This window comes from Pseudomonas sp. B424 (genome assembly GCF_055408345.1).
In genome coordinates, this window is the sequence record NZ_JBUZTL010000006.1 from 185,051 (window position 1) to 202,703 (window position 17,653).

Sequence of the window (17,653 nt, forward strand, 5' to 3'; positions counted from 1 at the left end):
TCTCATGGGGCTCTGCACTTCACGCAAAGCGCTATGCGCAAATTTACCCTTGCACTCTATTTGCGCATTGCGCAAAATGTATTTGTCTTAATCCCAAGGCGAATAGTCATGACTCCTTTAAAGCGTGCACGTATTGCCAGGAACTGGACGCTGGCCGATGTGTCGGCCCGTCTTTCGCAACTGGGCGATACCGTCGATTCCGGCAACCTGTCCCGTGTTGAACGCGGGGTGCAGCGTTCCTCCACGGCGCTGGCCGAAAGCCTGTGCCGGGTGTTCGACAACGAAATCACCGAAATCCACATACTCTATCCGGAACGCTTCAAGGGTTCTGCTGACGCGGTGGCCTGATCATGTCAGCCACCAAATTGAGCCCCGATCAGGCAGAAAGATCCCGCAAGAACTACTCGGTGCTGTTGCAGCGTCTTGCATCCATTGGCGGTGCGCCGGTAGCGCTTGCTATGGGTTGCGATGAAACGACGATCAGCCGCTTGAAGTCGGAAAAGCTGTTGTTTTTCTCCGACCTGATGGCCGCGCTCGATCTGAAGATTGTGCCCACGGATGCCCGCTGCTTCAGGGAGCGGGATATCGCTGCCTATCTGCATATGGCCAAGCTGCATATGGAGCAGATTGAAGGCGTGCATCAGCTGGAGTGGGACTGATCATGGATTGGTTCCGGCTGTATGGTGAGTTCGCCACTGACCCCAAAGTACAGATGATGGACGAGGCCATGCAGCGTCGTTTGGTCATGCTCTTTTGCCTTGAATGCAGTAACGGTATTGAAACGTTTCATGTAACAGAACGTGCAACATCCATAGCGTTCGCGTTACGGGTTTCAGAGGCTGTTTTGGCCGAGACAAAAGTGGTTTTTTTGGCCAAGGGTTTTATCAATGATGACTGGACCCTGCGCAACTGGAGTGCCCGCCAATATCGCTCCGACTCAAGCACAGCAAGGGTTAGGGCACATCGGGACAAGAAGAAACAACAGGCGAAACAGGGTGAAACGTTACCGAAACGTTCCAGTAACGCCCTAGAACAGAACAGAGCAGATACAGAAGAAGATCTAAACCCCCTTAGTCCCCCTTTGCCGGAAATGGCCCCGCAATCGCCCGGGCCACCCGCAAATCCCGAGCCGAAACCCAAGCGCAAAACCCGCTTGCCCGAACCGTTCAACGTCTCCGGCGACATGCGCAAGTGGGCGGCAGAGCGAGCACCCGCCGTCCACCTGGTCAACGAAACGGAAAAGTTCGTGAACTACTGGCGTGGCAACGGCGGCACCAAGGCCGACTGGGCGGCTACGTGGCGAACGTGGTTTCTCAAGGCGCAGGAAGACGCCAACCGGCGCATGGCTTCGCCGCCACACACCTGCGGGCCACCGTCACTGAACTTCGACAGCACTGACTGGGCCAAGGAGTCGATTCTATGAAACGCATCTCTGAAATCACCGGTGGCCTTGATCCGCAAAAGGCCCTGATACAGGTGCCCATTGTTCAACCGATCAAGGTCGACCCGGGCACGGCTGAAATCGTGAACACCGTGTTCACCAAGCTGCAAGGCGTGTTTCCCGCGTGGCGCCAGGCCTGGCCTGACGACTCAGCGCTCGATCGCGCCAAGCGCGAGTGGATCGCCGGGTTTGTTCAGGGCGGGATCAACACCGAGCAGCAACTGGCCTACGGCTTTCGGCAGGCGCGCAAGTCAGCCAATCCTTTCCTGCCCAGCGTGGGTGAATTTGTCTCGTGGTGTACGCCCAGTGCCGAACAACTCGGGCTGCCCCATGAGGGCGACGCCTGGATCGAGGCCCTGATGGGGGTTTACTCTCATGACGCTGTGCGCGTTGCGGCAGAGGCCACCAGCACGTTTGACCTGAAAACAGCAAAGCAGGGCGACAAGGCACTGCGTCAACGTTTCGAGCGTAACTACGCCATCGTCACGCGCCGGGCACAAACCGGCCAGCCATTGGAAGGGCGAATCGCCAAGGGCATCGGCTGCGACAGCATGCGACCACGGGAACAGATCCAGCTGGAGCACTCGGTGAAAATCGCTGACGAGCTGGTGGCCATTCTCGAAATCCCCAAAGACCCGAAATCCTGCCGGGCCATGCTGTTGGCCAAGCTCAATATCCGCAGAGACGATCATGCCTGAGGTGTCATCATGACCATTCGCCAACCACTTAAACGACCACTAGGCGACACCGAATACCTGCTGGAGCAATGGGGCTGGTGGCGCATGGACGGTATGGGCATTCCGCATTACGTGTCATCGATGCAGGTGTTGATGCGCGATCATGTTGCCCAGCCTGCGGTGTGCAAATCGTATTGCATCAGCGATGAATTGGCGGGGGTGATTGATAGTGCCGTGGCGCGGCTGACACGGCGCGATCAGCAGATGGGCGATTTTATCTGGCTCTACTACGGTGCCAAGTGGCCGATGCTGCGGCTCGGGCGTCACTACGGCATAAGCGAAGGCAAAGCCCGTGAACTGGTGCGGGCGGGCGTTGCGTGGATCGATTGCGTGCTGGAATCGCTCCGACAAGAGGCATGAAAAAACACTTTTCCGCGCGGATAAAGTTTGGTTTTATGCCACAGTGGTTTTCATATTGAGCCGCAAATCATCCCGTGCTTTATCCTGTATCCCCCTACAACTCCAACTGATCCGCATTGATGCCAAAAGCCGCCGCGATTTTCTCGCGGGTAGCTTTACGTGGTTTAGAGACGGTTTCTTGCTGCGCGTAAGCCGGTTGGGAAATCCCCAAACGCTGGGCCACTTCGTCCTGGGTCAGGTCCAGATATTCGCGCCATGCGCGGATAGGGGTAGCACCGTCCACCATGCGGCTGACCACATCATGCGGAATCAAATCGCTGTCAGTGTGCTGCGCGACGTACTGCGCATAGGGGATGACGACGAACGCGGGCTTACCGTCAGGTCCGTTGATGATTTGAATGTCAGTAGGTGCGTTCATTGCGTTTCTTGACCTCTTGAATGCTGACCACTTTGATCATGCCGTCCCAGTCGAACAGGACCCGGTAGTTGCCCACCCGCAGGCGGTATCCGTATTCGTGGTTGGTCAGTGACGTGATATTGACCACGTCGGGCATGTCCTTGAGTCCGGACACTGCATCACGAATTTGAACCTGATGCTGGGAGTGCAGCTTCAGGAGCTGCTTAACAGCTTTCCGAGTCCAGTTGATCGTGTTCATAGGGCTAAATATAAGTCTTTTATAAGTATTAAAGCAATTTTTACTTATATTTTACGTTGCTTCAACCCTCAAGTTTTTTCTCGATGTTACGTCACTGGCACTTCAATGGCTTTCCCGTCAGGGGATCAGAGATGCGCAAGATGTTTGATAAAACGGCTTTGCTGAACTGGTTACAGGAACATTCACCAGTGCTGTTCGCAGTCGGTCTCACTCTGGTAATGGCCATCCTGCGCATCATCCATCGCGGCGGCACCGTCTCGGAAATGCTGATCGAAGGTCCAAGCTGCATGCTGCTGACGCTCAGCTTGATCCCCGTGCTGGAATACTTCGAACTGTCGACCAACCTGGCTACGGCGGCCGGGATCTGGATTGGCTACTTCGGTGTGCGCAAGGTGATGCGCTGGGTGGAGGGCATTGCCAACGCACGGTTTCCAAATTCCGGAGAAAAGTGATGGCCGGAATCTCACAACGCACCACAGATCACGCAAGGCAAACTTTTCTCGAAACGCTGCGTGATACCGCCAATGTCTCGGCCGCCGCCCGTGCTGCCAGCGTCAACCGGCGCACCGTCTATTGCTGGCGCGATGAAAACCCCGAGTTTGCGGCTGATTGGGACGAGGCACTGGAGGAGGCCACCGATAGCCTGGAAGCCGAAGCCCGGCGTCGCGCACTTCATGGCGTGGCCAAGCCGGTGTTCTATCAGGGCGAGGAGTGCGGCACGGTTCAGGAGTACTCCGATACGTTGATGACGTTGTTGCTCAAGGCTCACCGGCCTGAAAAATTCAAGGAGCGAACCGCCAGCGAATTGACTGGCCCCGGAGGCGCGCCGTTATCGTTCCCGCCGATGGAGTTTGTGATTTGCCATGAAACGCCCGGAGAAAATACAGGCGAGGATTGAGCCGCGTTATGAGCCGCTGTTGCATCCCAAGCCTTACAAGGTGTTGTACGGCGGGCGCGGTGGTGGCAAGTCCTGGACCGTGGCGCGCATTCTGTTGGGGTTGGCTTATGCCAGGTCACTGCGAATTCTGTGCTGTCGTGAGACTCAGGAGTCGATTGCCGAGTCGGTCAAGAAGCTGCTGGATGACGAGATTGCGCGGCTTGGGCTGGGCTGGTTTTACCGCTCGACCAGAACCGCCATCTACGGCCTGAATGGCACGGAAATCATCTTTGCCGGGCTGCGCTACAACTACGAGTCGATCAAGTCGATGGAGGGCATCGACCTGGTATGGGTCGAAGAAGCGCAGACCATCAGCCGCGACTCGCTGGACACCCTGGTACCGACGATCCGCAAAAGCGGCTCCGAAATCTGGTTCACCCTCAACCCGCGAAAAAAAGATGATCCGGTTTACGCCGACTATGTGCTGACCGAGCGCCCGGACACGCTGAAAATCGAGGTCAATTACCTTGATAACCCGTATGTCTCGGACAAGCTGCTGGCCGAAGCAACGCTGTGCAAGGCCATGTACCCGCAGCGTTACAAACACATCTGGCTGGGGCTGCCGTGCGAAAGCGAAGGGCAGATCCTTAACCCGGACTGGTGGTGCTGGTACAGCAGCCGGGCAGAGGTTAACCAGCGGATCACCGCGACACTGGTCAGCGCCGATACGGCCTATAAGGCCAAAGACGGCTGCGATTATTCGGTGATTCAACGCTGGGGCGTGGAGGGTGCCAAGCGGATTTACTTGCTGGATCAGTGGCGCGAACGAGCCGAGTTTCCCGACTTGTTGCTCAATGCCAAACGCCTGTGGAACCTGTGGCGTTCTGACAAACAACTGCCGCGCCCGCGCACCTTGCATATCGAAGACAAGGCCAGCGGCCAGTCGCTGGTGCAGACCCTGCGCCGCCAGGGCATTGCCGCCACACCCTGGAAACCCGAGCAGTACAGCTTTCCTGCCGACAAGGCCGGGCGCGCACGGGAGTGTGCATGGCTGGTCTATGGCGAAGCCGTGTGGTTGCCAGATAGCGAGCCCTGGACCGAAGCCTTTACCGACGAGTGCGCGGACTTTCGTGATGACGACTCTCACGCCCACGACGATCAGGTCGACGCCATGGGCATCAGCCTGTCGGTCTGGCGGCGTATGGGCGGGGGGCGTCATCTGGGCAATACCGCCCCTTGATATCGAATATTTCTATGGCCAACAAACGCTCCGCATCCGCGCGTAAACGCAGGGTGACGCAACGCCTGCGTACGCAAAATGCCAATACCCAAGGTCGCAGCGGGGCGGGCGGCGGCCAGGATCGCGGCGCCGATGCCCGGCCCCTGCAGGGCGCGGTGCTGACCCAACAGGAGTTGCTCAACCTGTGGCGCTTCGACTGGGCGGCCCGGAAAATTGTGGCCATCCCCGTGGCGGATGCCCTGCGCGAAGAGTGGAGTTACACCGGGCTGGGGGATAGTGCGGAGGAAATCGCCCGGGCAGTCGACAATCTGGGGCTGATCGATACCCTGCGTCGCACCCTGATAATTGAGCGCCTGCTGGGGGGGGCTGCAATCCTGATGGGGATACAGGACAGCGAGGACAAGCCCGAGCAACCGCTTCAAGCTGCGAGTGTGCGCAAGGGCGATTTGCGCTTTATCAACGTGATCCCGCGCAACCGCCTGTACCTGGCCGATGTGGTCAGCGATCCGTTTTCGGCCAGCTATGGCAAACCGGCGATGTACACCATCAACGGCAAGCGTGTGCATGAGTCCCGTTTGCTGGTGTTCGACGGTCAGCCGCTGACCTATGACGGCTCGCTGTTCAGCTTCGGCAGCCTGCTGGGTCCGGGGTTTGGTGATTCGGTGTTGCAGCCGTTGATGGATGATCTGATGCGCGCCACCGGCACCCGGCAGGCCGCGTTTCACTTGGTCAATACCGCGTCACTGATGTTGATCAAGGCAGATATTGCGACCTTGCAGGCCACTAACAGTGGCAGTGAGCGGATTGCCGAGCTGGAGGAAATAGCCAAGCAATTGAGCCTGTACCGTGCAGCCTTGCTCGACACCGGTCCGGAAGGCGGCGCAGAAGTGGCAACCCTGTCGACCTCGTTTGGGTCGGTCCCCGAATTGCTGATGGCCTTTTTGCAGGTACTGTCAGCGGCCTCGGATATTCCGGCCACACGCTTTCTCGGGCAGGCGCCGGGCGGGTTGAACGCCACCGGTACTTCGGATCTGGAGAATTACTACAACAGCATCGACTCGTTCCAGGTCATGCGGATCAAGCCGCAGTTGCTCAAGCTGTTGCGCATCTTGCATCCATCGGTCACGGGGCAGCCTTTGCCGGACGGGGTTGATATCGAATTCCCGCCGCTGTGGAACCTCAGTGACAAGGAAGCCGCCGATATCCGCCAGATCGATGCCAATGTCATTTCCACGCTGGCCGCTGGCGGGATCATTGGTGGGGATGAGGCCTATGCCGAAGCGCGGGAACGCGGGCTGCTGACGGTACAGACCGAAAGCGACGACGACAGCCCGGAAGCTAACCCGTTACTCGACCCGAAAGCTGCGCTGGCCAAGCTGACCGAGGTACTGGGCAATGCCGATAATCCTGCCGCGTAGTGCGCAAAAGGCCCGCAAGGTGATTCGCGCGGGGACTTCGGTCAGGCCTCGTCGTTCGATCGAGGTGCTGTATCGCAACACGCTGTATCAACAGGTCAGCTTGCTGAAGCTGTCTACAGCGGAAATCTCGCTGGCGATCACCTCGGGTGTTGCACGGCCGCAATTGATTGGTCTGATTGCCAGCAAGATGGAGTCGACCGGTCGGGCGTTGCAGGCGGCGGCGCCCCGTGCTGCCGCCATTTGGGCCAGTGCGGCGAACGCCGCCAACAAGGAACAGGTCGAGTCGATGATTGCCCGCTCCCTTGGCGTCGAGTGGGCGACGATCATGGCGTCTGTGGCGATTGCTGGCGCCGCCGAAACAGCCATTGCGGCCAATGTCTCGTTGATTCGCACGATTGGCGAGCACCACTGGGGCCGGGTGATCGAGGCGGTGACCGCCAACTATCAGGGCAAGACTTTCGCCGAGGGCAGCCTGACCAACCGACTGGCCAGGATTGGCAATCTGAGCAAGCGCGAAGCCAGGCGCATCGCCCGTGACCAGACCAGCAAGCTGTCCACCTCACTCAATGCAATCAGGCAGCAGGATGCGGGGATCAATCGCTACACCTGGCGCAATTCGCAGGATCAGCGCGTGGTGGGCAACCCGGGTGGTTTGTACCCCGAGGGCAATGAGGTCCACGGCAACCATTGGGAGCGTGAAGGGCAGGAGTTCCGCTGGGATCAACCGCCCGAAGACGGCCACCCTGGCCAGCCCATTCAGTGCCGCTGCAGCGCCGAACCCATTATTGATCTGGACGAACTCGATGCGACCTACGTTTGAAATAGCCGACGGTGCCTGGGAAATGACTAGCGCTGGCGCCTTGCGCTGCCGTGCTCGCGTGCTGGCGGTGGGCGTTATGGACTACTCCGACGTTGAGCTGGGGTATATGGCGGACGGCACAGGTTCTGGCGGCATGCTCGTTGCCCTCGACAGCCTGGCCGAATCACGTTCGTTGCGTAGTCTGGAAGGCGTGCCGGTGGTGATCGATCAGCACACCTGGATTGAAGACGCACAGACGCAAGCCGGGATCATTATTGGTTACGTTGCTGGTGCGCCAGTGGTTGAAGAACCCTATTTGCTGGCTGACCTGATCATCACTGACCGTGCCGCCATAGACAAAATCAAGACCCGACAAGTCTCGGAAGTGTCTTCAGGCTATGACGCCGACGGCGTGCCTGAACTGGGTGAATACGACGGCCAGCGCTATGTCGGTCGCCAGACCCAGATCCGCTACAACCATGTTGCGCTGCTCCCGGCCGGTGCCGGGCGTGGCGGCCACGACGTGCGGATTCTCAACACCAAACCCACACAACCCAAGCAGCAGGAGGCCGTTATGGCTGATCCGATCCGGGTGCGTCTGCGTAACGGCAAGACCATCCAAGTGATGAACGAAGAGGACGCCAAAGCGGTCGAGGAGATCGAGCAGGCATCCGAAAAGGCGGGCGCTGATGCGTCCAAACTTGAAAGCCTGCTGGCCGAACTGGAGACCATCACGGCGGCCAAGGACGAGGCAGATGCCAACTACACCCGTGTGACCGGTGAGCTGCAATCGATCAAGGAGCAGCTCGAAGCGGCCATGTCCCCGGCAGCTGTGGAAACGGCAGCGCAGGACATCGTCAATCAACGCGAGGAGGCCACGCAAGTGATGAACTGCCAGACCTTGCCCGATGATATGAAAACCCTTAGCGGCAATGCCTTGCGTGCCGAAGTCGTGACCCGGGTTCGTGCCCAGAATGGTTTGCCTGAGATCCCGGCAGACAAACTGGCCGATGCCAATTTTGTCGCCGGTCTGTATGAGGGCCTGCGCCACAGTCCGGGGCAGAAGCGTGTGGTCAACGGCAGCCGGGTGCAGACCGGTGCAATGACCCAGTCAGCAATGAATACCGCTGACAATCGCGCACGCTTCGACAAACTCTATGGAGCCAGACAATGACCACTCGCAATAGCCGACCTGCTGTGCAAAACAGCTACCCCAGCGCCCGCGTGGCGGGCTTTCCCGGCCAACTGGCCGATATGCGCAGCGTCAGCCGCGACCCGCACGGCAGTTACATCAGCGAAACCTCTGTGTATGTGGGCCGCGCAGTGGTCAAGGGCACGCTCAATCACGATGAATTCGAGCTGAACCCCTATGCGATCAAGGCCCCGCTGGCCGACTCTACGGCCGCGCAACTGGTGGGCATTGTTGCCTACACCTACGCCGCCGAAGTGGACGCTAATGGCTGGGCCTTGCTCAGTGAAAAAACGCTGGTGGGGGTGATCGAGCCGGGCCTGAATGTGCTGGCGTATGTGAGCAAACCAGAAGACCTGAGTATTGCCCACGGCGACCCGGTGTTTGTCGCTATCAATGCCACCAACGAGGCCCGCCTGCCAGTGGGGTGTTTCACCAACGTGGCGGGTGAGGGCTTGCTGGAATGGCCTGGAGTGACCTGGCATAAACAGGTCGGCCCGCAATTGGCCGTCATCAACCTCTGATCAACAGCCAGCCCCTCGAAAAGCCCGCCCTGTGCGGGTTTTCGCGTTTCTGGCCGGGAGAAAAGCAGCATGCGAATCCAAAACAACAGCTTCCAGTACGGTCGCGTCAATGCGATGCAGATCGTACAGAGCAATTTCGAGCAGATCGTGTCCGGCATCGAGGATGTTGAGCTGCCGGAAATCCTCTGGAGCCAGGTGATCCCGGCCGAGTGCGTGGACACTTCAATCAACCCCGGCGCCCGGGCTGCCAGCTACCTGGTGCGTGATCGTTCGGGCCGTGGCCAGTTCCGTGCGCGTCTGGCCAATGACGTGCCCACCGTGGGTGTAGCGCTGGACAAAGTCACCATCCCGCTGGAGGCCTCGGGCGTGGGTGCCGACTTCGATATTCAGGACGCTCGCGCCATTGAGTTCGGTGTCGAAGGTCCCGGACTGTTTACCGAGCTGGGCGAGTCGATGCGCGAAGGCAGTGAACGGCATATCGAGGGCGTGACCTGGTACGGCGAGGACGGGGTGGATTACAACGGCCTGATCGAGTTGCCGGGTGTGCCGGTTGCTCCCGCAGCGCCCAACCAGGCTGGCAATTCCAGCGAATGGCCGGATAAAGACCCGGACGAGATTCTGGCCGATGTTAACGACGCCCTGACCGGTGTCTGGCTGCAGTCGAATACCGTGCATCTGGCGGGCACTTTGCTGATCCCGGCCAAGCGCTACGGCCAGATTGCCACCCAGCGCGTCAGCCAGAACAGTGATATCTCGGTGCTGGAATACGTTGAGAAAGCCAATCTCTACACCACCCGTACCAAGCAGCCTTTGAAGATTGTGCCGGTGCGTTATCTGGATGATGCGGGGGCAGGCAAAACCGCACGTATGGCCGCCGCGACCCTCAACAAAAGAACCTTGTGGATGCCCATGCCGCTGACCTTTCAGGTGTTGGAGCCACAACCCCAGGGCTACGGCGTGAAGCTCTACGCCGAATACATCTTCGGCCCCACCCATATCAAGCACCCACTGTCATGGCGCTATGTCGACGGCATTTGAGGAGTCTCGCCCCCATGAAACTGACCAACCATTCACGCAATCCGTTTGTGATTATCAAAACCCAGCCCAATGAGCAGGAAGTCCTGCTGGGGCGCAATGAGACCGTAACCCTGGAGGACGAGCGCTTCGAGCGGTTGCGCCGCTCGCCGGTGGTTGCGGTTCTGCTTGACCGCAGCCTGTTGGTCGCCACCCGTGCTGACGTGAAGGTCGATCAGGATGACCCTGGCAGTAAAGTCTCGGAAGCCGAAAAACCGCAGGAGCTGGATGTCAGCAATAGCTCGGTGGACAACGGTAAGCGCACTGTTGCAGTCGACAGCACGGCCACGGCAGTTGAGGTGCCCTTGGCCAAGGTGTCCGACACCGATGCGCCTGCCGGTGGCCGCCGCGCCAAATCATGAGCCTGCAGGTCGATTTACCCAGCTACCGGGCGCTGTATCCCGAACACGGGCCGGTAGTGGACGCCGTGATCGAGGCTCAGCTCGACGCCGCGCTCGATCACCTGTCACGCAAGAGCTGGGGACGCTGTTACCCGCGCGCCGTACTGACCTATGCCGCGCACGAAGTGGCTTTGGCGCAATCGCGTATGGCCGGGACCGTGATCACTGAAAGCGGTGAGGTGGTCGGACAGGTAACGGGGACGGTGGCTAGCGCTTCGGCGGGTGGCCTGTCGGTGTCGTTCGCGCTACCGGCCTCAGCCAGCCGTTGCGACACGGCCTACTTTTCTCAATCGGCCTATGGTCAGCGTTATCTTGCGCTGATGCGCGAATGTCTGAGCCGTGGGCGTATGGTGGGGTGCTGAAATGAACCCGAACCGCATCACCCAGCGCAACCCTCAATGGTTGGGCCAGCTCCTCAAACAGTACGAAGGCAAGGAAGTACTGGCGGTAGGTTTTCCGCAGGGAGCACCGGAAACAAGCGCCCGTTATCCCGAAGGGACGCCATTGCTGTTGGTGGCCGCAGTGAACAATTTCGGCAGCCTGAACGGGCATGTGCCACGCCGGGCCTATATGGAGCAGGGCGCCGACAAAACCCGTGAAAAGGCCGCCCCGATTCTGCAACGGCTGATCCTGAAAATTAATGCATTGGAAATGACCAAACCCGAGGCGCTGAAGATTCTGGGGCCGGTCGCGGTCGGACAGCATCAGGCTGCCATCGTCGAGCTGCAAGACCCGGCCAATGCCGAGTCGACCGTTGCGCGCAAACAGTCGAGCAATCCGTTGATCGATACCGGCCTGCTGCGCCAGAGCGTCACCTTTATCGTGAGGGCGGGCGAATGATCATCTTGCCGGTGATGCCCGCCATAAGCCTGTTTGCCACCTCGATCACGGTGTATGACCTGGTGGGTGAGCGGGTGGCGGGGCGTTGGAAAGCGACCGCCGAACCCGATCGCACCATTAGCGGGGTGATCCAACCGGCCGATGATCGCACCTTGAGCGTTTTGCCCGAGGGTGACCGCAGTGATGGAGCCGTGCTGATCCATACACGCACGCAGCTCAACTGGTACGACGTGGAGCAGGGCGCAACCGCCAATCGACAAACCATCATTCGCTACGGCGGTTCGTTGTGGCGGGTGGTCAAGCTGCAGGACTGGACGGGCAGTACGGCGGGACTCCGGCGCTATATCGCCACACGGTACCTGAACAATGACCCCGACCACGCTTGAAGCGCTGGAGGCTGAGATTTCAGCATGGTGCGCACAAGTAACGGGGCGTGAAACAGTGATTGAGGATGATGGCGGGCCGCAGCCTGCGGCCCCTTATCTGTCGTTGTCGGTGCGCTCCTGTACGCCGATGCAGCATGACCGGGTTGAAGTCGATCGGCAGGCTGAAACCATCAGCACGTTGCATCACGTGGCTTTCAGACTGGCTCTGCGCGGTGGTCAGGCCATGGCTGACGCGGCTCGATTGCGCGCCAGTGTCTGGAGTGCGCAGCGTTGGCGCGATCTGTGGAAGATCGCAGGCCTTGGCGCCGTGACTGCAATCCAGAACCTCAGCGCCCTGGAGACCGGACGCATCCGCGCCCGCGCCGAGTTTCAACTGACCTTGCATGCGGTTATCACCACAATCTCGGCCCCCGAGTACTTCACCACTCAAAAGATCGACCTCTACGAAACCGATGCGGGGTTTGTGGCCACTGTTGTCACACCCATCTCGCCTACATCCGGAGATTGCTAATGGTCCAGATCATCGATTGCGGCGCGAAAACGCTGCCCCGTGATATCGACGTCAATATTCAACTCAGCAAGGCCCAGACCGAACTGTCCACAGATCTTAGCGTGATGGTGTTTGTCAGCGCTTCCGGCCAACTGCCTGCGGGCGCGGGGAGAATTCGCTACTACAGCAGTTCCGATGCCCTGTTTGCCGACTGGTCGCCAGGCACCCAGGCGTATCTGGCCGGGCGCGATTTTTTCGCTCAAAGCCCACGGGCCAAGACCATGGCGGTGGCCCAGGCATTCAGCGTGCCGCAACCGGGCTATCTGCGAACCGGAGCCATTGAGCAGGATGTCGCCACCTGGAAAGCTATCCTCGACGGAAGTTTTGCAATTGCCATTGATGGCGTCAGCGAGAACATCACCGGCCTCGACTTGTCCACGGCAACGTCGCTGACCACGGTGGCCAGCCTGATCCAGACCGCACTGCGAGCCAAGACCGGTAGCGGTTTTACGGGGGCAACGGTCAAACTTGACGGTACGCAATTGCAGATCACTTCGGGCACGCTCGGGGATGGTGCAACTGTATCGATCCTCAGTCAGGCAGCATCGGGAGTCGATATCTCTGGCCCGACATTACTCAATGGTCGAGAAGGCACCACCACACCGGGCTACACACCGGCTGGTCTGGTCAGCGAGCTGGCGCTGATCGCAGAAGCGGCACGTTGCAGCGGGCGTTTTGTGTATGGCTGGGCGCTGGATGAAAGCTGGCGCGACACCCAGGATGCTGGCGATGCCGCCGCGTGGATGGAGGCGCGCAAGGGCGTTATGGGGCTGGCCTCCAACGATCCACTGGCACTGGATGCCAGCAGCACCCTCGATATTGCTTCAGCCACCCATCAGGCCGGGTTGTCCCGCGCCTCGGTCACTTATCACGACAAGGTCGGTTTCTACCCTGAAGTGTCGATTCTGGCGCGCATGCTGGGGGTCAACTACGCGCTGCCCAAGAGCGTGATTACCGCCAAGTTCAAGGACCTGCCGGGCATTCCCACGGTGGGGTTGAACGAAACCGAACTCGGTGTGCTGGAGAAAAAACGCGGCAATACGCTGGTGGCAGTGGGCAACAATGCCCGTACTTTCCGCAGCGGCACCATGGCGTCGAGCAGCTGGTTTATCGACTCGCGTATTGGCCTCGACAATCTGGTGGAAGAGTTGCAGACCGCCGCCTTCAACGTGTTCCTGCGCAACGGGGTAGTGCCTTACACCCCCAGTGGCAGCACGCTGATCGTTGATGGCGTGACCCCGACCCTTGAGCGCTATGTCAGCAATGGTCTGTTGGCCGATCGTCCGGTTATTGATCTGGCCAGCCAGTCCGGCGTCGGTCTGGTACCGGCGTACAACCTGACCGTGGTCGGCGTGGAGCAAACCAGCGACTCAGATCGCGCCGGGCGCCTGGGGCCGCCCATTCGTATCGACGTCAATCTGGCCGGTGCCCAGCATACGGTCGCCATCCATATCAACGCATTCGAGTGAGGCCATCATGCCGCGCAATATTGCCTACAACCAAGCCCAGGCCTCAGTGGTGATCAACGGTTTGCTGGTGGACAACCTGGCCGATGCCGATTGCATCCGCATCATCAACGACGCCGTGGGTGCCCAGAAAACCGTGGGTACCCATAGCACGATGATTTCCTTTGCTTCTGACGAGTCCGGTGCTTTTGAGCTGGATCTGCTGCCGGTCTCACGCGCCCTGACCATGCTCTACAGCCTGTGGCGCGGACAGAAAACCGGGTTTGCGGTGCCGCTGATCAATATCACCGTGTCTACGGGTGTCGGTGAAATCTCCCAGCTCAATGGTTGCGCCATCGAGAATATCGGCGACATTTCCACCGGCGGCCCGAGCGGGAAAATGCGCACCGTGCGCTTCCTGGCCAGCAAGATCATTCAACCCTTCTGAGGTGCGCCATGATTCAGCAGAAAACCCTGAACATTGAAGGCCGCACCTATCGGCTAACGCCCATGCAACCGCTTAATGGTTTGCCATTCGCGCTCAAGGTGGCCGCTAATCTGGGCAGCGGCATCGCCAGTCTGGACGCGGGCGGATTCTCCCTCAGCTCACTGAAAGTAGATGCGGAAGAGGACGCCAATGGCCAGAGCATGGAGAAAGCCCTGTCGGCGGTGATTGTCGCGGCGGCCAGCATTGACCCGAACAAGGCCCACCAACTGATGCGCGAAGCCTTGAACTATGAGGTCTACGCCGATACCACCAAGCTCTCGGATGACCTGCACTTCAACAACTGGTTCGACGAGCACCCCGGCGACTTGCTGCCGGTGGCCATCTGGGCGATCAAGGAGCACGTTGGGCGTTTTTTCGCCCGGGGCGGCCCGGCCTGGTCCGCACTGGCCGGCCAGTTCGGTCTGTCCAGATCCCGCAAGACCGACAAGCCGAATGGCTGATCGCGCGTTTGCTTGATGCGGGCATGTGCCAGTTGCATCAACTCAAGGATGGCACCTACGACTGGGATGACTTCTGGCGTCTGCATGACCTGCTCGACCTGATCGAGTGGGTGGAGTGGGAAGGCCATGTGATCGCTGCGGCAGAGGCAAAGAATAATGGTCGTTGACGAGCTGGTGACGATACTCGGCCTGCGCGCCGACCCGAACAATCAGCAGGCTGCGCAAAGCCTGCAGAGCACGCTGAAGGCGGTAAAAATAGGCGCGGCCGCCGCCGTTGCGGCCGTCACTGCGTTGGCAGGCGGGGTGGTGGCGTTTGTTTCATCGGTGGCCGAGAGCGAGGATGCGGCGGGGAAGTTTGCCGATTCTATCGGGGTTAGTTACGAGGCGCTGCAGGAGCTGGAGTTTGCCGCGCAGCGCTCGGGTAACTCGATTCAAGATATGCGCCTGGTGCTGGGCAAGCTCTCCACTGAATTGGTGGACGCCAAAACCGGCAAAACCAACGAAGCACTGGCCAGGCTCGGTCTGTCAGCGGTCGACGTTACCGGCAAGCTCAAACCTGCCGATCAGATGCTGGAGGAGATTTCCGGCAAGTTCGAATCTTTGGGCAAGGCTGAGCAGGTCAATCTGGCCAAGTCGCTGGGTATCAAGCCGCAGATGGTCAAGCTGTTGCAGCAAGGCGCTGCGGGGCTTGCCGCCTTGCGCCTGGCCGCTCGGGAAACCGGCGCGGTATTGCCGGAGGAAGCCAAGCAACGGGCCGCCGATTACAACGACAGCCTGTTGGATTTACAGGTATCGATTAAAGCCATTGGGCGTAATTTCGCGGTGCATGTGATGCCGGGGCTGACCGAGGCTTTCAGGCGCATGCAGCAGTTTGTCAGCGCGGCGCGGCCCAAGGTTGTGCGGCTGCTGAATCAGGCGTGGGATGGTTTGGGTATCGCCCTCGACAATGTGACGAAGATCGTCGGCGGTGCATGGCGTGCGCTTAAAACCTTGTTGGCTCCGCAGAGCGCTTGCTCGACTGGCTGCCCGACATTGATGGCCGCACCATGGACCTTTCCAGCGCCATTGGCACGGGGCTGACCCTTGCGTTGGGCATTGCCACGGTGGCGGCCTGGAGTTTTATTGCGCCCTTTCTGCCGATCATTGCCACTGCTGCCGCCGTTGTGGCGGCAATTGCGCTGGTGGTGCTGATCATTGACGACCTGTGGGTCGCATTTCAGGGCGGAAATTCGGTGGTCGGTGCGCTATTCGGCCTCTTTGAAGAGAGATTCCCCAATGCCGCCAAAGTGCTGCGTGCTTTGGCCACTCTGGTTAAAACCGTGGTGGTTGGGCAGTTCGAGCGGCTCAAGGCGGCTATTGAGGTTGTGGTCAGTGCGCTGGAAACCGTCTGGAACTGGTTGGGCAAGCTGGCGCGTGCCGGGGGTGACTGGCTGAAAAAGGTCGGGATCGATATCGACACCACGGCGTTTGTGGCGGGGATAGAGGATGCCACGCGCAAGGTGGAGCAACTCAACGCTGCATCACAGGGTGCTTTGGGGGGTGCAAAACAGAGCTTTATGCAGTTTGCTCCCGGTGCGCGGGATCGCGGCAAGGATTTTGCTGAGCGTGGGCCTCTGGTGATGGCGAACGTGGCGCAACCGTCGTCAGGACCGATGATGGCCAATGTCCCAGCGGCCACCCTGCAGCAAGCGGCGCAGTCCTTCAACACCACAAATACCACCACCATAAACGTCAATGGCGCGGGCAACCCGATGGGCGTGGCCAGCGAAATTGCCCGACGCCAGGGTGGCCCATCTAGTGCCTGGCTGGGTGCCAGCGCACAACCTGCGAGCTAAGCCATGGCCACGATATTTACCGGTAACCAGATCATTGCCGATATCGAATTCGACGCGGTCACCTCCGAGGCCCACAACATGGAAGCTACTGCGACCCAGTATGCGGTCGATGGCGGGGGCATGGTCAGCGATCATGTGACCGTGCTCCCGGACAGTCTGGAAATCCGTGGCGGCATCAGCAATGCCGATGGCGGTGAGCGTGCACGAACGATCATTGCCGAGCTACGGCGCAAACTCCGTGCCCGCGAGCGGCTGGATGTGCTGACCACCCACGAGCTGTACAGCGATATGGTGTTTCTTGGCGCCAATGCCGAGAACGCCGGGCCGTTCGACGGGGCGTTGAGCGTGCGTTTGAATTTTCAACGGGTGCAGACAGCGACTCTGGAAACCGTCGAAGTCCCGGCCAGCATGCTGACACCCAAACGCGGCTCAGCGGTCAATGCCACCGACAAAACCGCCTCGACGGAAAAGGATGCAGGCCGTGAGTCCGCCAAAGAGGCCAAACAAAGCTCTCTGCAAAGTATTCTGGGAATTGGCCAATGAAAGAAATCCCCACCGGCGCAGACGGTGCACGGCGTGCCACGGTTGATATTCAGGGCATTGGCACCTTCACATTGCGCACTTACTACCGGCATATCGGCAACAGCTTTTTGATGGACCTTCACGAAGCCACAGGGCAAGCAATTCTGCTGGGTGTGCCAATGGTGGCCGGTGTCAGCCTGTTGAACAAGGCACCGCGCAGCCGCAACAGTCTGGGGCAATGGCGAATGACTGCCGACAGCTCAGCGTCGGAGTCACTTGGCGACACGGCGCGGCTGATCCAGTTTGAGCCCGGCGAGTATGAACAACGAGTCCCGGCGCCAGTGGTGGCATTGGCGCCCATTGTGGCCCATACCCGGCTGCTGTTTTCCATCTTCAATCCTTGAGTGAACC

General features: G+C 59.6%; 28 protein-coding genes. 26 read left to right on the forward strand and 2 right to left on the reverse strand.

Annotation, left to right across the window (positions count from 1 at the left end):
• The first annotated feature begins 108 nt into the window (after window positions 1-108).
• From ACZRMS_RS10125 to ACZRMS_RS10145, 5 genes are read left to right on the forward strand one after another with little or no spacing between them, the layout of a single operon-like run.
• A complete protein-coding gene (locus tag ACZRMS_RS10125) occupies window positions 109-348 on the forward strand; it encodes a helix-turn-helix domain-containing protein (RefSeq protein WP_463995222.1) in 240 nt (79 codons plus the stop codon).
• 2 nt (window positions 349-350) lie between these two features.
• Complete coding sequence (locus ACZRMS_RS10130) at window positions 351-659, forward strand: CII family transcriptional regulator (protein WP_463995223.1); 309 nt, start codon at window positions 351-353, stop codon at window positions 657-659.
• A 2-nt stretch (window positions 660-661) separates the two neighbouring features.
• The gene (locus tag ACZRMS_RS10135) at window positions 662-1,423 is read left to right on the forward strand and encodes a hypothetical protein (RefSeq protein ID WP_463995224.1); all 762 of its coding nucleotides are present in this window, start codon (window positions 662-664) and stop codon (window positions 1,421-1,423) included.
• Window positions 1,420-2,139 carry a replication protein P gene (locus ACZRMS_RS10140; RefSeq protein WP_463995225.1) on the forward strand — a complete coding sequence of 240 codons (720 nt, stop codon included), beginning with the start codon at window positions 1,420-1,422 and terminating at the stop codon, window positions 2,137-2,139. Before ACZRMS_RS10135 ends, ACZRMS_RS10140 begins: the two co-directional genes overlap by 4 nt.
• Before the next feature lie 9 nt (window positions 2,140-2,148).
• Window positions 2,149-2,538, forward strand: coding sequence for an antiterminator Q family protein (locus ACZRMS_RS10145; RefSeq protein ID WP_463995226.1), 390 nt, complete (start codon window positions 2,149-2,151; stop codon window positions 2,536-2,538).
• 94 nt (window positions 2,539-2,632) lie between these two features.
• Here ACZRMS_RS10145 and ACZRMS_RS10150 read toward each other — a convergent pair whose 3' ends face one another.
• Together ACZRMS_RS10150 and ACZRMS_RS10155 are read right to left on the reverse strand one after the other, a co-directional pair.
• Window positions 2,633-2,956 carry a helix-turn-helix domain-containing protein gene (locus ACZRMS_RS10150; protein WP_463995227.1) on the reverse strand — a complete coding sequence of 108 codons (324 nt, stop codon included), beginning with the start codon at window positions 2,954-2,956 and terminating at the stop codon, window positions 2,633-2,635.
• Window positions 2,940-3,194 carry a type II toxin-antitoxin system RelE family toxin gene (locus ACZRMS_RS10155; RefSeq protein ID WP_463995228.1) on the reverse strand — a complete coding sequence of 85 codons (255 nt, stop codon included), beginning with the start codon at window positions 3,192-3,194 and terminating at the stop codon, window positions 2,940-2,942. The genes ACZRMS_RS10150 and ACZRMS_RS10155 overlap by 17 nt, the downstream gene beginning before the upstream one ends.
• Window positions 3,195-3,325: 131 nt before the next feature.
• On the opposite strand from ACZRMS_RS10155, the gene ACZRMS_RS10160 reads away from it, so the two are divergent.
• The 21 genes from ACZRMS_RS10160 (at window position 3,326) to ACZRMS_RS10260 (ending at window position 17,646) form a co-directional block, all read left to right on the forward strand.
• Window positions 3,326-3,646 carry a phage holin family protein gene (locus ACZRMS_RS10160; protein ID WP_273416095.1) on the forward strand — a complete coding sequence of 107 codons (321 nt, stop codon included), beginning with the start codon at window positions 3,326-3,328 and terminating at the stop codon, window positions 3,644-3,646.
• Window positions 3,646-4,092 (forward strand): hypothetical protein, encoded by a 447-nt coding sequence (locus ACZRMS_RS10165; protein WP_463995229.1) that lies wholly within the window; start codon window positions 3,646-3,648, stop codon window positions 4,090-4,092. The genes ACZRMS_RS10160 and ACZRMS_RS10165 overlap by 1 nt, the downstream gene beginning before the upstream one ends.
• Complete coding sequence (locus ACZRMS_RS10170; protein WP_463995230.1) at window positions 4,058-5,311, forward strand: PBSX family phage terminase large subunit; 1,254 nt, start codon at window positions 4,058-4,060, stop codon at window positions 5,309-5,311. The genes ACZRMS_RS10165 and ACZRMS_RS10170 overlap by 35 nt, the downstream gene beginning before the upstream one ends.
• A gap of 14 nt (window positions 5,312-5,325) precedes the next feature.
• Entirely contained in the window at window positions 5,326-6,729 is a 1,404-nt protein-coding gene (locus ACZRMS_RS10175; RefSeq protein WP_463995231.1) for an anti-CBASS protein Acb1 family protein, read from the forward strand.
• Complete coding sequence (locus ACZRMS_RS10180) at window positions 6,707-7,549, forward strand: hypothetical protein (protein WP_463995232.1); 843 nt, start codon at window positions 6,707-6,709, stop codon at window positions 7,547-7,549. The genes ACZRMS_RS10175 and ACZRMS_RS10180 overlap by 23 nt, the downstream gene beginning before the upstream one ends.
• Window positions 7,533-8,702, forward strand: coding sequence for a DUF2213 domain-containing protein (locus ACZRMS_RS10185; protein ID WP_463995233.1), 1,170 nt, complete (start codon window positions 7,533-7,535; stop codon window positions 8,700-8,702). Before ACZRMS_RS10180 ends, ACZRMS_RS10185 begins: the two co-directional genes overlap by 17 nt.
• Entirely contained in the window at window positions 8,699-9,241 is a 543-nt protein-coding gene (locus tag ACZRMS_RS10190; protein ID WP_463995234.1) for a structural cement protein Gp24, read from the forward strand. The genes ACZRMS_RS10185 and ACZRMS_RS10190 overlap by 4 nt, the downstream gene beginning before the upstream one ends.
• Window positions 9,242-9,310: 69 nt before the next feature.
• Window positions 9,311-10,279, forward strand: coding sequence for a major capsid family protein (locus tag ACZRMS_RS10195; RefSeq protein ID WP_463995235.1), 969 nt, complete (start codon window positions 9,311-9,313; stop codon window positions 10,277-10,279).
• A 14-nt stretch (window positions 10,280-10,293) separates the two neighbouring features.
• Window positions 10,294-10,677, forward strand: a complete 384-nt coding sequence (locus tag ACZRMS_RS10200) for a hypothetical protein (protein WP_463995236.1) — start codon at window positions 10,294-10,296, stop codon at window positions 10,675-10,677.
• Window positions 10,674-11,078, forward strand: coding sequence for a DUF4054 domain-containing protein (locus tag ACZRMS_RS10205; protein ID WP_463995237.1), 405 nt, complete (start codon window positions 10,674-10,676; stop codon window positions 11,076-11,078). The genes ACZRMS_RS10200 and ACZRMS_RS10205 overlap by 4 nt, the downstream gene beginning before the upstream one ends.
• Before the next feature lies 1 nt (window position 11,079).
• The gene (locus ACZRMS_RS10210) at window positions 11,080-11,556 is read left to right on the forward strand and encodes a hypothetical protein (RefSeq protein ID WP_463995238.1); all 477 of its coding nucleotides are present in this window, start codon (window positions 11,080-11,082) and stop codon (window positions 11,554-11,556) included.
• A complete protein-coding gene (locus ACZRMS_RS10215; protein WP_463995239.1) occupies window positions 11,553-11,942 on the forward strand; it encodes a hypothetical protein in 390 nt (129 codons plus the stop codon). The genes ACZRMS_RS10210 and ACZRMS_RS10215 overlap by 4 nt, the downstream gene beginning before the upstream one ends.
• Complete coding sequence (locus tag ACZRMS_RS10220; protein ID WP_463995240.1) at window positions 11,923-12,453, forward strand: phage neck terminator protein; 531 nt, start codon at window positions 11,923-11,925, stop codon at window positions 12,451-12,453. The genes ACZRMS_RS10215 and ACZRMS_RS10220 overlap by 20 nt, the downstream gene beginning before the upstream one ends.
• The gene (locus ACZRMS_RS10225; RefSeq protein WP_463995241.1) at window positions 12,453-13,961 is read left to right on the forward strand and encodes a DUF3383 family protein; all 1,509 of its coding nucleotides are present in this window, start codon (window positions 12,453-12,455) and stop codon (window positions 13,959-13,961) included. Before ACZRMS_RS10220 ends, ACZRMS_RS10225 begins: the two co-directional genes overlap by 1 nt.
• 7 nt (window positions 13,962-13,968) lie before the next feature.
• Window positions 13,969-14,385 (forward strand): hypothetical protein, encoded by a 417-nt coding sequence (locus ACZRMS_RS10230; RefSeq protein ID WP_463995242.1) that lies wholly within the window; start codon window positions 13,969-13,971, stop codon window positions 14,383-14,385.
• Window positions 14,386-14,393: 8 nt separating this feature from the next.
• A complete protein-coding gene (locus ACZRMS_RS10235) occupies window positions 14,394-14,885 on the forward strand; it encodes a phage tail assembly chaperone (RefSeq protein WP_463995243.1) in 492 nt (163 codons plus the stop codon).
• Between the two features lie 23 nt (window positions 14,886-14,908).
• Entirely contained in the window at window positions 14,909-15,052 is a 144-nt protein-coding gene (locus ACZRMS_RS10240; protein ID WP_463995244.1) for a hypothetical protein, read from the forward strand.
• Entirely contained in the window at window positions 15,042-15,965 is a 924-nt protein-coding gene (locus tag ACZRMS_RS10245; protein WP_463995245.1) for a phage tail tape measure protein, read from the forward strand. The genes ACZRMS_RS10240 and ACZRMS_RS10245 overlap by 11 nt, the downstream gene beginning before the upstream one ends.
• On the forward strand, window positions 15,932-16,720 hold the full coding sequence (locus tag ACZRMS_RS10250; RefSeq protein ID WP_463995246.1) for a hypothetical protein: 789 nt from the start codon (window positions 15,932-15,934) through the stop codon (window positions 16,718-16,720). Before ACZRMS_RS10245 ends, ACZRMS_RS10250 begins: the two co-directional genes overlap by 34 nt.
• A gap of 3 nt (window positions 16,721-16,723) precedes the next feature.
• On the forward strand, window positions 16,724-17,263 hold the full coding sequence (locus tag ACZRMS_RS10255; RefSeq protein WP_463995247.1) for a phage baseplate protein: 540 nt from the start codon (window positions 16,724-16,726) through the stop codon (window positions 17,261-17,263).
• Window positions 17,260-17,646 carry a phage baseplate plug family protein gene (locus ACZRMS_RS10260; RefSeq protein ID WP_463995248.1) on the forward strand — a complete coding sequence of 129 codons (387 nt, stop codon included), beginning with the start codon at window positions 17,260-17,262 and terminating at the stop codon, window positions 17,644-17,646. Before ACZRMS_RS10255 ends, ACZRMS_RS10260 begins: the two co-directional genes overlap by 4 nt.
• Window positions 17,647-17,653: the final 7 nt, after the last annotated feature.

Bases quoted from the DNA above. Each gene is read 5' to 3' on its own strand.
- ACZRMS_RS10125 (WP_463995222.1), top strand. From the start codon at position 109: ATGACTCCTTTAAAGCGTGCACGTATTGCCAGGAACTGGACGCTGGCC.
- ACZRMS_RS10130 (WP_463995223.1), top strand. From the start codon at position 351: ATGTCAGCCACCAAATTGAGCCCCGATCAGGCAGAAAGATCCCGCAAG.
- ACZRMS_RS10135 (WP_463995224.1), top strand. From the start codon at position 662: ATGGATTGGTTCCGGCTGTATGGTGAGTTCGCCACTGACCCCAAAGTA.
- ACZRMS_RS10140 (WP_463995225.1), top strand. From the start codon at position 1,420: ATGAAACGCATCTCTGAAATCACCGGTGGCCTTGATCCGCAAAAGGCC.
- ACZRMS_RS10145 (WP_463995226.1), top strand. From the start codon at position 2,149: ATGACCATTCGCCAACCACTTAAACGACCACTAGGCGACACCGAATAC.
- ACZRMS_RS10150 (WP_463995227.1), bottom strand. From the start codon at position 2,956: ATGAACGCACCTACTGACATTCAAATCATCAACGGACCTGACGGTAAG.
- ACZRMS_RS10155 (WP_463995228.1), bottom strand. From the start codon at position 3,194: ATGAACACGATCAACTGGACTCGGAAAGCTGTTAAGCAGCTCCTGAAG.
- ACZRMS_RS10160 (WP_273416095.1), top strand. From the start codon at position 3,326: ATGCGCAAGATGTTTGATAAAACGGCTTTGCTGAACTGGTTACAGGAA.
- ACZRMS_RS10165 (WP_463995229.1), top strand. From the start codon at position 3,646: ATGGCCGGAATCTCACAACGCACCACAGATCACGCAAGGCAAACTTTT.
- ACZRMS_RS10170 (WP_463995230.1), top strand. From the start codon at position 4,058: ATGAAACGCCCGGAGAAAATACAGGCGAGGATTGAGCCGCGTTATGAG.
- ACZRMS_RS10175 (WP_463995231.1), top strand. From the start codon at position 5,326: ATGGCCAACAAACGCTCCGCATCCGCGCGTAAACGCAGGGTGACGCAA.
- ACZRMS_RS10180 (WP_463995232.1), top strand. From the start codon at position 6,707: ATGCCGATAATCCTGCCGCGTAGTGCGCAAAAGGCCCGCAAGGTGATT.
- ACZRMS_RS10185 (WP_463995233.1), top strand. From the start codon at position 7,533: ATGCGACCTACGTTTGAAATAGCCGACGGTGCCTGGGAAATGACTAGC.
- ACZRMS_RS10190 (WP_463995234.1), top strand. From the start codon at position 8,699: ATGACCACTCGCAATAGCCGACCTGCTGTGCAAAACAGCTACCCCAGC.
- ACZRMS_RS10195 (WP_463995235.1), top strand. From the start codon at position 9,311: ATGCGAATCCAAAACAACAGCTTCCAGTACGGTCGCGTCAATGCGATG.
- ACZRMS_RS10200 (WP_463995236.1), top strand. From the start codon at position 10,294: ATGAAACTGACCAACCATTCACGCAATCCGTTTGTGATTATCAAAACC.
- ACZRMS_RS10205 (WP_463995237.1), top strand. From the start codon at position 10,674: ATGAGCCTGCAGGTCGATTTACCCAGCTACCGGGCGCTGTATCCCGAA.
- ACZRMS_RS10210 (WP_463995238.1), top strand. From the start codon at position 11,080: ATGAACCCGAACCGCATCACCCAGCGCAACCCTCAATGGTTGGGCCAG.
- ACZRMS_RS10215 (WP_463995239.1), top strand. From the start codon at position 11,553: ATGATCATCTTGCCGGTGATGCCCGCCATAAGCCTGTTTGCCACCTCG.
- ACZRMS_RS10220 (WP_463995240.1), top strand. From the start codon at position 11,923: ATGACCCCGACCACGCTTGAAGCGCTGGAGGCTGAGATTTCAGCATGG.
- ACZRMS_RS10225 (WP_463995241.1), top strand. From the start codon at position 12,453: ATGGTCCAGATCATCGATTGCGGCGCGAAAACGCTGCCCCGTGATATC.
- ACZRMS_RS10230 (WP_463995242.1), top strand. From the start codon at position 13,969: ATGCCGCGCAATATTGCCTACAACCAAGCCCAGGCCTCAGTGGTGATC.
- ACZRMS_RS10235 (WP_463995243.1), top strand. From the start codon at position 14,394: ATGATTCAGCAGAAAACCCTGAACATTGAAGGCCGCACCTATCGGCTA.
- ACZRMS_RS10240 (WP_463995244.1), top strand. From the start codon at position 14,909: ATGTGCCAGTTGCATCAACTCAAGGATGGCACCTACGACTGGGATGAC.
- ACZRMS_RS10245 (WP_463995245.1), top strand. From the start codon at position 15,042: ATGGTCGTTGACGAGCTGGTGACGATACTCGGCCTGCGCGCCGACCCG.
- ACZRMS_RS10250 (WP_463995246.1), top strand. From the start codon at position 15,932: ATGGACCTTTCCAGCGCCATTGGCACGGGGCTGACCCTTGCGTTGGGC.
- ACZRMS_RS10255 (WP_463995247.1), top strand. From the start codon at position 16,724: ATGGCCACGATATTTACCGGTAACCAGATCATTGCCGATATCGAATTC.
- ACZRMS_RS10260 (WP_463995248.1), top strand. From the start codon at position 17,260: ATGAAAGAAATCCCCACCGGCGCAGACGGTGCACGGCGTGCCACGGTT.